This window comes from Novosphingobium terrae (assembly GCF_017163935.1).
Lineage (GTDB): Bacteria > Pseudomonadota > Alphaproteobacteria > Sphingomonadales > Sphingomonadaceae > Novosphingobium > Novosphingobium terrae.
In genome coordinates this window covers 963,676-977,060 of sequence record NZ_JABVZR010000002.1, presented here as the reverse complement: position 1 = coordinate 977,060, position 13,385 = coordinate 963,676, and the positions used below count along the sequence as shown (strand labels likewise).

Below are 13,385 nucleotides of genomic sequence, written 5' to 3'. Positions count from 1 at the left end.
TTGACGCGATTAAACGGAGCGGCTAAAAAATACATATATCAATGAGGATTTCTGATGTCTGCCTCACTTAGACGCATTGCTGTCAGAGTTCCCTCATACGCGACCTACGTGTTTGAGCGGCCGTCATGGCTAATTTTGCTCTTGTTTGGCCGTCTGAAGTGGGCACGCTGGATCGAACGGCGGTTGCGTACGAGAAATCAGCCAATCACCAGTTTGCCAGCAAGTGGGCGAGTTGCTTCACCTGATGCAAGCGAGGTGAGCGACCGCTTAAATAAGGATGGTGTTTGCGAAGGTTTCGTTCTCGCATCAGAAACTCTTGATGAGATACGTTGCTTTGCGGAAACAAACAAATGCTATGTAAGTTACGATGAAAAGGAAGGTTTTTTGGCGAGAGATTTTGCTATATTAAACAATATAAGATCCAAGGATATTTTGGCAGGATATTATTTTTCATCTGTTGAAAATTGCGATGCTATACGCAATTTGCTTTCTGATCCGCGACTTATGTCTGCAGCAAGAAATTACATTGGCCAAGAGGCAAAAAATATTCGAGTTAGATTGTGGTGGAGTTTTCCCGCCCAGCGTTTCGACGATAGCGATCTGCGACGTGCTGCACAGAATCGGTTTCATTTTGACCTTAATGACTGGCGTACGCTAAAATTCTTTTTCTATATTACTGATGTAGATGAACAATCTGGACCGCATGTCTATGTCAGGGGTAGTCACCGTCGGCGCAGTCTACGGCATCAGTATACACCGTTTCACGGCAAGGAGCGCGCGGATCTTGAAGCGTTTTTTGGGGTTGAACGTTTTAGATTGATTACTGGACCTGCCGGAAGCGGATTTTCCGAGGACCCTTTTGTTTTCCATACTGGATCGGTAGCTTGTTCCAATCCTCGGCTCATTCTTGAGCTCGAATACGGTCCCTATAGCCCAAGCCCTAGCTATCGCTACGGTGCTCTAGGCTAGCGTTCGATCCCAAAGGCGTTGGCTTTTTCTCTCGAAGCGTCCGATCTTCTTGACTGAAGGTTTTTCTAGGGAATTGTAATCACGGCTAGGTCAAGTATCAAGAGAATGCAAATGTGAAAGATATTGGTTTATAGAATTAATGTTTCATAAAAATCGTGCATTTTGTATTCTCGGAGAAAATAAGGTCCCTTAGGGGTATTATTTCGAAATTTATAGTTTTGTAGATAATATCAATGGTATCTTCGATTGCGTTAATTCACGCTGCAGGATTGATGATCCATGATTTTGATATCCCATTAAAATTCGTAGAAATTTGACTACCAATGCTTCCTATCGAGGCTGAGATGACAATGGCCACGAATGCAAGTAGTAACCCATATTCTATGGCGGTGGCGCCATCTGCGTCAGCGAGAGAGATAGTATCTGAATCTCTTTTGGGGCATATAGAATATTCTCTGTTCTGATGAGCCAGTTTGCGCCATCATATTCCATATTTCTTATCAACGCATTAAATGTTATTATTTTACTTTAAGTCTGGAAATCAAAATTCCTCGTATTTCTCATATAATTTAAAAATTAATTATAGATTTTATAGAAATACGTAAGATATTAATATCATTTCCGAATCTAATAGATGAGGCGCATAAATTTTTGATGTAATTTTTTATTGTGAATCTCGTTGGCGTTTTAGGGTGAAGTTTATTTCAGGCATTAACATTTGTGAATGGTTTGAATTTTTTATCTATCGACCGTTTTTTATCTCTCTCCACGGCGATCTTTAATTTGCCGCGGGTAGCGGGCGTTGAATGAAGTGGGGTATTTTTTATTCTGTTATGGATTTATATTCCATAACTATTTTAAAAATAACGGAAACTTTACTTCGTTTAGGTTTGTCTGATAATATGTCGATAAGTTAGTACGTTGAAATTTCATTTACTGATTTTCAGGACAAGATGATCGGGGTGAATAAGAGCTCATTATTCAGGAAATTTCATCGACCTGTTTAAGACGATGTTTCGCATTGATTGCGTTGCAAGCGGTGATATTTGTGATCGGTTGACTTCGGTTTTAGGGAGCTGATTGAGATGATTACCCCAGTGGTTCTGTGCGGAGGAAGCGGGACGCGGTTGTGGCCGCGCAGTCGGGCAGCCAAGCCCAAGCCTTTCCTGCCGCTGGTGGGGGACCGCACCCTGTTTGAAGCTGCGCTGCACCGCGCCGCCGACCGCGAGATTTTCGCCGCGCCGATCATCGTGACCGGCAAGGCGCATCTGGAGCATGTGGAAAGCCAGCTGGCTCTGGCGCCCGATGCCGGCGTGGTGGTGGAGCCTGCCGCGCGCAACACGGCTGCGGCCATCGCTCTGGCCGCGTTGCGTGTGCCTGAGGACAGCGTGATGCTGGTCTGCCCCAGCGACCACCATATCGGCAATCCCGAAGCTTTCGTGGAAACCGCTCGCCGCGCCGAGGCGCTTGCCACACAGGGCTGGCTGGTGGCCTTCGGCATTGCGGCCACGGCGCCGGAAACCGGCTTTGGCTATGTGAAGCAGGGCGAAGGGATCGTGGGCACGGGCGGCTACAAGGTTGATCGTTTCGTGGAAAAGCCCGATCTGGAACGCGCCATGCAGTTCCTGAGCGAAGGCACCTACAGCTGGAACGGTGGCATCTTCGCCTTCCGCGCCGGTGACTATCTGCGCGAGCTGGAAGCCCATCGGCCCGATATTGCGCAGGCCGTGCGCGCCGCCGTGGCGCAAGGCCATGAGGATGGCCGCCGCTTCCACCCGGATGCGGAGCTTTTCGCGCAGGTGCCCAGCGAATCAATTGATTACGCGGTGATGGAAAAGACCCAGCGCGCCGCCGTCGTCCCCGCCGCCATGGCCTGGAGCGACATCGGCAACTGGCATGCCTTGTGGGAAGCGCGTGATCGTGACGCGGCGGGCAACAGCGTGATCGGCAAGGCGGAACTCGTGGGATGCCGCAACGTTCTGGTTGAGAGTGATGGCGCGCATGTTTCGGTCATCGGGCTGGAGGATGCGATCGTCGTGGTCGATGGGCCCGATGTGATGATCACCTCGGTGGCCGGCGTGCAGAAGGTCGGCAAGCTGTATGGCGCGGCCAATCAGGCGGCATGAATAAGGTCCAGCGATGAGCATCTTAGCGACACAGGGCGAACTGCGCGTCAAGCTGGTGGACAAGCCCTGGGGGCGCACCGATCTGCCCCCGCCTTTCACCGCGCCTGATGGTCGCCAGATTGGTGAAATCTGGTTCGAGCCGCCCCCGGCTTTGCCCGAGCTGCTGGTGAAATACATCTTCACCAGCGACAAGCTTTCCGTGCAGGTCCACCCCAGCGACACGCAAACGCTGGAGCGCGGTCTGGGCAAGCAGGGCAAGGAGGAATGCTGGTTCGTGATCGCCGCCGAGCCCGGTGGCCAGCTGGGCATCGGCTTTCGCGAGCCCATCAGCCATGAGGCGATGCAGCCGCTCTGGACGGCAGCATCGAGGAAAAGCTGGTCTGGCACGATGTGAAGCCGGGCGATTTCTTCTACATTCCGGCCAACACTGTCCATGCCATCGGCGCGGGGGTGACGGTGGTGGAGGTGCAGCAGAACAGCGACATCACCTATCGCCTCTATGACTATGGCCGCCCGCGCGAGCTGCATCTGGACGATGGCATCGCCGTGTCGCTGGGCGAGGTCTATGACCTGTCACGCTGGCACAAACATGTGGGTGAGCATGGCAATGCCGCGCTGGTCGATGGGCCTTATTTCCGGCTGGACCGGTTGGAGGGCGTGCCCGGCGGCGATCTGGTGGCGCGCTATGGGGATCGCCCCGTGCTGGTGGCGCCGCTGAAGGGTGAGGTGCATATCGCGGGTGAGGTGATCGCTCCGGGTGGCTGTGCTCTCGCCATGCGGCTGGGGCGCGCCAGCTTCGCCGATGACGGGCTGGCGCTGGTGATGCAGCCGGTTTGAGTGGGGCTTGACTGGGCATTTATTTTTTCATTTTTCGATTGGCTTCGAAGCACAGCTGCGGCTTTTGGGCGCTATAAGCAAAAGATTTTAATTCAAATCCAATTATTGAAATAATCGGAAGTTTACGATTGCCGGAACTAAATTTAAGAAACCATCTTTTTATTTAGTATATCATGCGTTTAGGCGCAAATGATAGATCTTGTCTTGATTCACGGAAAAGAGATTATTTCTCTGATTTTGTGAAATGAATGTATTTAAAAATAATCCGTAAGGGTATGGCGATCTGTGGAAATAGATCGTTCATTGAATCTATAAATTTAAGAATTTATCCAGGAAATATGGGTTGATTTCCCGAACATGTGGTAAAAATTGCTTTGAATAGAGCTTGTATCTTCGTGGAAATTTTGTGATAAAAATGATATTGATGTCTCTCTTATGTTAAATAAGGAGATAATTGATCCTCTTTTGGGCAGTGATGAGTATTCACGCAGATCGCCATCCACTTTTAATTCACTGACTTTGTACATGATGGCCAGGAAATGACGGGATTTTACGGCCGATATTTTTTTTATTATTTTTATGTATATGTTGCCATCGGATGCCAATATTTCTTCCAATATATGGCTTGTATTAATTGTATCATTAAAATTGTTCATTGCGCACCCGGTTGAAGCGATGGATAAACGAATTTTCTGCTGGATGATATTGAATTTAATTTATCTCAGAATTACAATCATAAAATATTGTCAATTTAAAATTCTGGAATAAAATTCTTTTCCATGTATCATGATATGAAAATCAAGGTCTGCCATAGATTTGTTTCAATCAGTATGACGTGTCCAACCCAGCTTCAGGCCAGGAGTGATTAGAACCCGGCAGCTTTTTATCCGACACCATTCTCTGAACCATCCGAGGTCGGAGTTGCCCGGCTCATTCATGGTGACAGTCTGGGGATGCCACCGGGATTTATCAGCTTGATTGGGGGGCAAAGATATCCCGGATGCAGGCTTCGAGGCCGGCCCGTTCGCGGTGGTAGGACTTATAATGATAGGCCGGGGCGTCCATCTTCAAAACCTGCCAGGGTCGGCGCATCGACATGTCCCGGTCACACGGATCCCATCCACGAGCTCGCGTTTGTGAGCAACCTTACAGTTTTCGAGAATGACATCCTGAAGCATTCACGGTCGAGGGGCAATTCTGCCACCAGCTTGCGCAGTTTCGTGTTCTCCTCCTCGAATTGCTTCTGGCGGCGCATGGCCGGCGGTAGCATGCCTTCATATTTCTGAAATACGCTGACTGACTGATACCTGTCTTGTGGCAGATTTCCGCGACCGGAGCGCCATCGGGGCACTGTTTGAGAACAAGTTCCTCCTGGGCGTCTGCGAATTGGGCTGCTTTCGTCGCTCTTCGCTCCTCGCAGGCAGGGAGGTTGCTGCGAAAAACTCAAATCAGGAATAGTCCAGTTGTCGGTGAGGGGGGGCATACCCTGGCGATGTGCAACTGGTTTCTCCCTGGCGGGGCGTAGAGGCGCGCGCTTACGCCATGTGTGCGCGGCTTCAAGTTTCTTGCGGCGCACGCTATGCTGGAGAATGGCAAATGCCGGCAGGCGAGTTGGCGTCGGAGAACCAAAGGGGCTTGGTGCTACGCTTTGCTGCCATGCGTGCCTGGGCTTTTGCTCGCTATGAACAGGCGCGCTCACTGGACATCGGAGTGTATCCGGGAAAAGTAGCAGCCATCATCTGGTGGTCAATCCACCGCAGGGATAAAATGTAAGTGGTAGTCGAATCCAGAGGATGCGCTTTTGGTCACTGATCTCAATATTACGGACTAATATTAGGCTTCAGTGAATTGGCACATTGTCAAATGTATCTGCAAAAAATTGTAATTTATCAAAAGTAACGTTGTTAAAGGATCAATTTTTGCGCAAGTTGACAATTTCAATGAGTGCGAATATTTTTTTAAAAATCTAAAAAATTCTATTTATGAATGGGATGTCGAGTCCTTTGCTTCCTATGCTTACGGAAACGTCAACTCGGAAATTCGATTTTTTATATTTTTTAATGGATGATATCTTTGCTCTATATTTCCTATTTTCTTTCACGAGGAGGCCAAAAATACAGCTTTCATTTGAAACGTAACCTAGCTTTTCGCCATTCATCCTTCGGGCGACAATAGCATCGTTTCTATTGAGATTGTCAAATTCATGACGAAATTCAATAACCTCCCCAATCTTTGTGAGGTTGACCGCCTGTGAATATAGATCGCTCCCGGAGAGAGTGCAGGTTTTTCTTTTTAGGTCTATGCTCTGTGAACTTTCTTCAATATATTTCTTTATTTCGTAGAAATCATCGCGATGTATGCATGAAACAATAACAAAAGCTGTGTATAGATCGTTTCTGCCATATGGTTCTTTTACCCAGCCGAGTTCTACAGTTGCGGGTATCATGCCTCTTTTGATTGCTTCAGAGAGCGGGCCTTTGCGAGGAAAGGCACCGATCAATTTCCCTTTTCTTGTAGCGGCATACATTACAACCTTATTTCCTTGATCGAATTGTATGCTTAGGAAATCTTCGTCCCCAAGTTGCGATAGGTTGGATTGGTATTCAATGGAGCGTTCCAGAGCGAGATGAAATATTTCGCCGTTTTCGACGGCGGAGTTTATCTTCATCACACTGTTGAATTTCCAAGGCGACGCTAAGCGACCCTCGGAAATATCTGAAAAGAAATCAAATTCAAGGTCGTCAACCTCAAGCATCATCATAGCTGCCACAAGGCTGGCTGCGTCAACATCTGCGTCAGCGCGCTGTCGCTTCAACCAATTCCAGAGAGCTATCACGCCCATCCCTTCCGAGGATTTTTGATGCTAAGAATCACCATGCGTTCAAATTATCGGATCGATTCATTGGCCGCAAGCGTGGTTAATTGCCAATGAAAGATAATTGATATATATAAATTATTTAGAATGAAGGCAAGATCGACCCAGAAAATTGGGGGAAGATTGTGATTGTAAATTGATTAAATAAAAATTTGTGACGCTTTTGTGATTTTATGTTTCCTATTTTCTTGGTGTCCGAGACCCCGAGGTGGCATGAGCTGGAGTTTGAAGCGCCCCCTGGTTTGAGGGATGCTGTTCAGCGTGGTATTTACAGTGTATCGGTGTAACATATCGAGTGATTGGCCACTTGGGGCGTGAATGGCTGACTCGATGCTCTTTCGCTCGATGGTGCGAACCGAACGGGGCGCGCATTCATCTCCTTGAACGCGTGCCATACTGGCTATACCCCTTTTGTTGAATAGGCGCCGGCATCGAGTTGGATCATCCTTATCCTCTGGTTTTTGGGAGATCACCCGATGGACGATGATGCTGTTCTGCAGCTTCTGCCAATGCCGACAGGCTTTGCGATGTCGTTTGAGCTCAACGAACTCTGCTCTGGGAGGAGTTTGGCGGGATGCTAGGCCAGATGGTTCGAGACTCTACGGAATTTGCACAGGATTATGCCAGGGTTGCGGCATGCATTGATACACAAGGGTGTCATGTATTTGCCTCTGTTCTCGACCGTCAATCGGACCATTGAGGGGACGGACTATGGATGTCGAACACCTCTGCGCAAACGAGAAAGATGAGGCTGGTGCATCTTGTCGGGCATCGGTGGTGCTGACGAGCGATGCGCTTGGAGTTGCGCTGGACCTATTCGAAGACCTGCTAGACAGAATAATCGGCGACCCGGTGCAGGAGATCGCCTGCGAAGTTATCGTCTCGGCAACTGCCGATCGTTGGAGCGACTTGCCGATCAGCACAGACAACCAGGTGCTGGAACTGATCAATACCTTGTTTGAACATATGAGCGGCCAACGCTTCGCCATGGAGTCGTCCGAAACGGAGTAGATCGCGAAGGTCTTAGATTCCGAGACGGGTTGGGTGTTGTGCGCTTGTTGCCTCCACGCTTTGTCGGGGGGTAGCCGTAGTGCATCATCGGTTACTATTTCTATCATCAGATCAAATATTTCTGGAGGCAGATCGCGCTATGGACGAAGGCGCGGCGGAGATCTTCAGCTTAAGGTGCGCCTCAAATCACGGTAGTTGTCTTTTTTATGCGCATCGCATTCCAGGGGAGACGCCTAAGATCGAACATATAATTTTTTGGGACTATGAAATTTTGACAATCAGAGAAGATCATCGGCGAGGTTGATATGGAAGATTTTCCTATCGAAGGAAATTATTAAATTAAAGGTGATAATATATTTTAGGTCATTTCAATTTGATGGTTAGAATATTATAAAGCATCGGTGCATATCAATAATATTATTGGCGATAAAGTGGTTGGGCATTCGTCGGGAATTTTGGTAAAATTACCTAGGAGTCCACCAAAATCGGCGGAAATGATTTCGACAGCGAAATACTGCATCGGAGATACGCTGAGCCGCGCCGAATACCTTGCGGATACTGTGCGTAGCAGAGGGTGCCAGAAACCTTACGGGTCATGAAATTGTACCAGTTGCGATCCAATTTGCCCGGCGGGAAATGTATTCATTTTTGTTATCTTTATTAGATATCAAGCATGGCATATGCCGAGGTTCTGGTGCAACGACCTACTTTTGGTTTCTGTATCCCGTCCGGAAACCCAAGGCCGCTGTCCGGATAAACAATTCACTCAGCTGATCGCAATTATACCCCACCAAAGCAAAACCCCGATGGGAACTGCGATGATGAAACCACGCATGATTCAGTCCTTCGTTGATCAAGATATTTTATATTTATACAGATTTGTTGCGTGGAAATTTCAGATCGTGCAATCTTTTGCGCGAGTTGTGAGGATATTGAAGCTGGCAGTGCAGAATCGAAGTTATTCTCCGATCAGCAGCATATGAGAATGCCGCAAACGACCTGTTCTCGAACAAGGTCATTTGGTTGCGTGGGTGGGAGATTGTTTGACGCCCTGGTAAGGCTATTTTGCCGCGTCACTGGTATCTCATGTTTGAGAGATCTTGAGAGAGGGGCGTGGCCAGTCAGGCACGGGGGGTGTCAGGGGAGATGGATTCGCTTCTAGGAAACTACAAATTTTAATTCTGTTTTGGTATCAGCGTGATGGCCCGGCGAACGGCCTTCCCGATTGTCCATCCGCCGGGCCAACCTTGTGATGAATTGAAGGGCTTGCATTTGCACCCGCTGCTCAGGAAGGCCCGCATTGGCTCAGAGGAAATAGATCGCCGCCGCGATCATTCCTAACCACAAGATTGCACCCAGGATAACCCCGAGCACGATGCTGCGTGCCGGCGCTGAGTGGTGAACCGCCTGCGGAGGCGCCCCTTCTTCGCTCGGATTTTGCTTCAGTTCCTTAGAGTCGCGCGATTTGGGCGCAGTTAGAGATGAATGATCAAGGGGCGCAACCATGGCCCTCTCCTGTGTTTTTCTGTCCATGACAAACGTATGAAATCAGATTTCGCCTCACATAGGGAGGAAAAAGGGAAAGCCTCCTCGTAATTGGCCACCGCCATCCGTCAGAAATAGCCGCCTTAGGCGGGGCCTTCCGTGGTGTGACGGGTCCTTGGACATTGGTCGGTATTCGTTACCTGATTTGTCGCAGGGCTACTTGGTTAGCCACCGCATGTTGCCTGCCGCTTGCGCAGACGTGAGCGATATTAACCGCACTATCGTAGCGCATCTTCCTGATTACACTGTTGAACGGGAACAATTTTCTCCCCCCTTGGATTTGATTGTGCCCTGACCGTTGGTGTAATGGGGCGGGGGCGGTGTGGTCGCATTCGGCGAAGCGGCCGGCGCAAATGAGGAATTTGATTCGTTTGCCTTTGCGGTCAATTAAAAAGCGGAAGTGAGAGTTTTTCGCATTAATTTAAAATATTGCAGTTGAAGGAAAATAATAAAATTAGAATAATCTATAAATATATGTACTGGTTTGTTCGTATATTTCTAGTTTAACTATCTAGTAAATTTCAAAATGTTTTTTCAGAGATAGAGATCCGCCAGATGTTCAATTAAATTATTGTAAAATGGAGTGATTTGAGTTTCTGCGTCATTTGACGGCTTTGCGCGGTGCGATTTTGGACGGTATTTGATTTTTTGAAGTTCCCTTGATCTTAAGTGCATAATCCATAGGGAACAGGCTCTGACGGAGGCCGGTGATGAGCACAGATTTGCAAGGCGACCTAGACCGTTGGCTCGCGCCATTCCTCGATCATTTGGGAAACAAGACGCGACGCCTCATGTGCCAAGCCTATATTGGGGGGCTCATTGCTCCTGGTGACCGCAAGAGCATCCAGCCGATGGCTGCCAGATACGGCGATATTAGTTATCATCGCCTGCACCATTTTATTAGTGAAGGGGTATGGAGCAGTCTGCCCGTGGAGGCTGAGTTATGGGGACAAGCCGATGCCCTGGCGGGTGGCGAGAAATCTTGGCTGATTATCGACGATATCACCCTGCTCAAGCAAGGTAACGGCTCGGTTGGCGTGGCGCCCCAGCATGTCACGCCTCTGGGGAAACCGGTTAATTGCCAGAACATGCTCGCTGTGGCGTTGACGTCGTGTGAGGTTCCCATCATGCTGAGCTTGCGTCTCATGCTACCCGATAGTTGGACCCAAAATGAAGGGCGCATGCTTAAAGCCGGCGTTCCTGAAAAATTTTGGCCGTCTAAATCCAAGTCGTCTATCGCGATCGAGGAGATTGATCGGATCTCTGCTTCTGGTGTGCGCTTCGGCTATGTGTTAGCTGAAGCAGGCTGCGGGCTGTCGACTCCGTTTCTGCAGGCTTTAGGCGCGCGTAAGCTTTGCTGGGCTGTGGGTATTTCCAGCTGTCAGAAGTTTTATCCTGCCGTGCTACAGCCGGGCTTTCCAGCGGCAAGACGCGGACAACAGCGGTTGCACCTTGTGCAGGATATTAAGTTGTTCCCGGCTCACGCCATTTTGGACAATGCCAAGTGGCGCCAGGTCAGATTGCGCTGGGGAAACAAGGTTCGTTTGATCACGCGGATTGCTGCGATGCGTGTGTGCATGCCTTATGGTGAGGTACAATGTGGAGTAAGTTCTGCTCCGCAGCATATCCCCAATGAGGAGGTTTGGCTGGTAGGCGAGAAAACTTCGAGCGGGGAGCGCAAATACTATCTCTCAAACCTGCCTGCTGACAGCTCGATCAAGGATGTCGTCGCGGCCATTAAGGCGCGATCGATTTCCAAGCATGCGCATCGGCAGCTTAAGGAAGAACTGGGACTTGATCACTTCGAAGGTCGATCTTGGATAGGACTTCATCGTCATGCTTTAATGACTATGATAGCCTATGCTTTCCTGCAATTTCGCCTTCTTTATGATGGAGGAAACGGGAAATAGCCTCTAGTTCTTCACTTTAATGCAGAAATCCGATGACTTAATAAGCCACCTTGGGATCATCTGGTTCAATCGCAACCACTAAACTACTAACAACTTCGTCAACAGCATGCGCACGGTGCTCTCTTTCGATAGATGGAAGCCAGACGCGCGTCGATCCCTTAGAGATGATCGGCACTACCCTGACTTTGAGCAAACCTATTGTTCAATTTCACTATAGCGCTGTAAAAAAAAGGTACTCTCCTCCGCACTACAGCCATTGCCCCAACATGCGTGGGCGTAGAGGCGACGGGCGAGTTCCTTTCTGTGTTCAATATATTGAATATAAAATAAAAATAGCGAAATATAGTCTGTGGTGAAGGATTTTTCCTGAGTCGTTTGTGGGGAATATAGAATTGCCGGTTTCTTAGGAATTGATCTGCAGAAATTCTATGGAATTGCGCTTATATGGTTGTAAAATATTGACTTGGGTAACCTCTATGTAACTATTCGAATGAATCGTTCTTAACTTTCACATTGCCATGATATTATTCATATGCTTATGATAATGCATGTCATGCGAGCCACCATTTTGTCCTACCACACTGAGGTTTGTTGCTGCGCTGGCTCGTCGCAGAAGCGCACGGGCTGGAATGCGCCCTCAAGGTAGAGAGGTTCAGAGCGCGATCGAGGCGCTTGAAATTCTTGCGCATGATCTTGAAGCGACCGCCGAACAGATGCTCCGCAGTTGGTCCAGCGAACCTCCCGAGGAGCTTGTCTAACGTGCACTATGTTGAACGTGCACTATGTTGATTGTCACCGAGATGTAACCTGGGATTCCAGCGAGAATTGATCCCGGCGGGTTTTGGTAAAGTGCTACCGCCGCCGGGCAGGTTCAAGGGGAAGGCAGAGGAATCTACCCTTGCTTCAGTCCTTATTTGTCCCCCGCTGTCCCCCGCTCTCATATTTGACGTATATTTCACACCATACGCAATATGAAAAATAATCTCTATAAAATAGCATAATGAAATGTTATTCAGCCAGATAGAACTGCTGTTGGAAGGCAGCTTTGTCAGCGGGTCCTGACCGGCATATTCGAGGGGCAAACGGCAGGTCCAAGCGCAAGCGGACATTCCTCGCACCGCATCTGAACGTCGTAATCTGATCGGGAGCTGCCGGTTTCGTACCACCTTGGCGAGCGGCAGCTATCGCCCTTTGAGGTCTCGGAACCTGCCGTTCCGCTCCCCACAACAATGCAGTTGTACATTTAGAGCGAATTTGACCAAGCTGTATGGGTTGTTAGGCTTAAATAATGAGCGGTGAGGCTGAAAGTTCTGAAATAAGTCTTGCAGCCTCGCCATTATTTGATTTCTAATTTTTTAATGCTTCAGCTATTTTGTGCTGGATGCCATGCGTAAATTTTATGGATTTCACTTTGACGAAATTAGTATTATTATTCATTTTGCCTTGATAAATTATACAATTTTTGTTTTTCATTGTCAATTTTGCTTGAAGAATATGAATATATAAAGAGGTTATTGTTTGTTGGGGCGCCCAAAGTCCTGTCTACTCCGGCCCTTTGAGCGATGCGGATTATTTCGTCTTCCCACTTCTGGAACCAGATACGCTTTTCCTCTTCCAGTTGGTATAGATCGTAAACCCGTGCCATACCCTTCTTGGTATGGTTGAGCATTGCTTCGGCGGTATCAAAATCTACACCGAGCCTTTTGTATTTGAACGGGCTGTGCGGCGAAGATCATGAGGTGTAAACCGTTCGATTGACTTGCCTGCAGTCTTTTCCATTCTCGTTCGTATTCGGTTGCGAGCCTTATACCATGACATGTGAGAAAGAGGGCCGTCTAACAATTCTGAAGGAAACAACCATTCGCTGTTGGAGCGCATAAGAGATTGTCCCCAAGGACCCAAGGCGATCTTATGTTCGACAGAATTTTTGGTGCGTGCAGGAGGTAGCGTCCAAACGCCGTTCGAGAATTCATCAACTCTGCCTCCAATGACCTTTGAAATACGCGCAGCGGTCATCAACATGAGCAGAAAACCACGCTGGAAGGCGCGATGCTCTAAAGCCAAAGCTTGCAAAAACCATTCCAGCTCTTGTAGGCTTAAGATCCGAGATCG

10 protein-coding genes are annotated in these 13,385 nt (G+C 48.5%); 6 read left to right on the top strand and 4 right to left on the bottom strand.

Annotated features, from left to right (window positions below; all coding sequences use genetic code 11):
* Positions 1 to 54: 54 nt before the first annotated feature.
* Positions 55 to 969: a phytanoyl-CoA dioxygenase family protein gene (locus tag HGK27_RS22720; RefSeq protein WP_206245177.1), complete on the top strand. Its 915-nt coding sequence runs from the start codon at positions 55 to 57 to the stop codon at positions 967 to 969.
* A 256-nt stretch (positions 970 to 1,225) separates the two neighbouring features.
* Here HGK27_RS22720 and HGK27_RS31145 read toward each other — a convergent pair whose 3' ends face one another.
* A complete protein-coding gene (locus HGK27_RS31145) occupies positions 1,226 to 1,327 on the bottom strand; it encodes a hypothetical protein (RefSeq protein ID WP_241127761.1) in 102 nt (33 codons plus the stop codon).
* 721 nt (positions 1,328 to 2,048) lie between these two features.
* On the opposite strand from HGK27_RS31145, the gene HGK27_RS22710 reads away from it, so the two are divergent.
* The 3 genes from HGK27_RS22710 to HGK27_RS31375 are packed head-to-tail and all read left to right on the top strand — an operon-like array spanning position 2,049 to position 3,932.
* Complete coding sequence (locus HGK27_RS22710; protein ID WP_206245498.1) at positions 2,049 to 3,095, top strand: mannose-1-phosphate guanylyltransferase; 1,047 nt, start codon at positions 2,049 to 2,051, stop codon at positions 3,093 to 3,095.
* Positions 3,096 to 3,108: 13 nt separating this feature from the next.
* Positions 3,109 to 3,489 (top strand): cupin domain-containing protein, encoded by a 381-nt coding sequence (locus HGK27_RS31380; protein ID WP_322099072.1) that lies wholly within the window; start codon positions 3,109 to 3,111, stop codon positions 3,487 to 3,489.
* Entirely contained in the window at positions 3,486 to 3,932 is a 447-nt protein-coding gene (locus tag HGK27_RS31375) for a hypothetical protein (RefSeq protein WP_322099071.1), read from the top strand. The genes HGK27_RS31380 and HGK27_RS31375 overlap by 4 nt, the downstream gene beginning before the upstream one ends.
* Before the next feature lie 1,966 nt (positions 3,933 to 5,898).
* Here the strand turns inward: HGK27_RS31375 and HGK27_RS22700 are convergent.
* Complete coding sequence (locus tag HGK27_RS22700) at positions 5,899 to 6,768, bottom strand: hypothetical protein (RefSeq protein WP_206245176.1); 870 nt, start codon at positions 6,766 to 6,768, stop codon at positions 5,899 to 5,901.
* A 750-nt stretch (positions 6,769 to 7,518) separates the two neighbouring features.
* Here HGK27_RS22700 and HGK27_RS22695 point away from each other — a divergent pair.
* Complete coding sequence (locus tag HGK27_RS22695; RefSeq protein WP_206245175.1) at positions 7,519 to 7,818, top strand: hypothetical protein; 300 nt, start codon at positions 7,519 to 7,521, stop codon at positions 7,816 to 7,818.
* A gap of 1,305 nt (positions 7,819 to 9,123) precedes the next feature.
* Here the strand turns inward: HGK27_RS22695 and HGK27_RS22690 are convergent.
* A complete protein-coding gene (locus HGK27_RS22690) occupies positions 9,124 to 9,324 on the bottom strand; it encodes a hypothetical protein (protein WP_206245174.1) in 201 nt (66 codons plus the stop codon).
* A gap of 749 nt (positions 9,325 to 10,073) precedes the next feature.
* Here HGK27_RS22690 and HGK27_RS22685 point away from each other — a divergent pair.
* Positions 10,074 to 11,273, top strand: coding sequence for an IS701 family transposase (locus HGK27_RS22685; RefSeq protein WP_206245173.1), 1,200 nt, complete (start codon positions 10,074 to 10,076; stop codon positions 11,271 to 11,273).
* Positions 11,274 to 12,962: 1,689 nt separating this feature from the next.
* Here HGK27_RS22685 and HGK27_RS22680 read toward each other — a convergent pair.
* Positions 12,963 to 13,346 carry a tyrosine-type recombinase/integrase gene (locus HGK27_RS22680; protein WP_206245172.1) on the bottom strand — a complete coding sequence of 128 codons (384 nt, stop codon included), beginning with the start codon at positions 13,344 to 13,346 and terminating at the stop codon, positions 12,963 to 12,965.
* Positions 13,347 to 13,385: the final 39 nt, after the last annotated feature.

Bases quoted from the DNA above. Each gene is read 5' to 3' on its own strand.
- HGK27_RS22685 (WP_206245173.1), top strand. From the start codon at position 10,074: ATGAGCACAGATTTGCAAGGCGACCTAGACCGTTGGCTCGCGCCATTC.
- HGK27_RS22695 (WP_206245175.1), top strand. From the start codon at position 7,519: ATGGATGTCGAACACCTCTGCGCAAACGAGAAAGATGAGGCTGGTGCA.
- HGK27_RS22690 (WP_206245174.1), bottom strand. From the start codon at position 9,324: ATGGTTGCGCCCCTTGATCATTCATCTCTAACTGCGCCCAAATCGCGC.
- HGK27_RS31380 (WP_322099072.1), top strand. From the start codon at position 3,109: ATGAGCATCTTAGCGACACAGGGCGAACTGCGCGTCAAGCTGGTGGAC.
- HGK27_RS22720 (WP_206245177.1), top strand. From the start codon at position 55: ATGTCTGCCTCACTTAGACGCATTGCTGTCAGAGTTCCCTCATACGCG.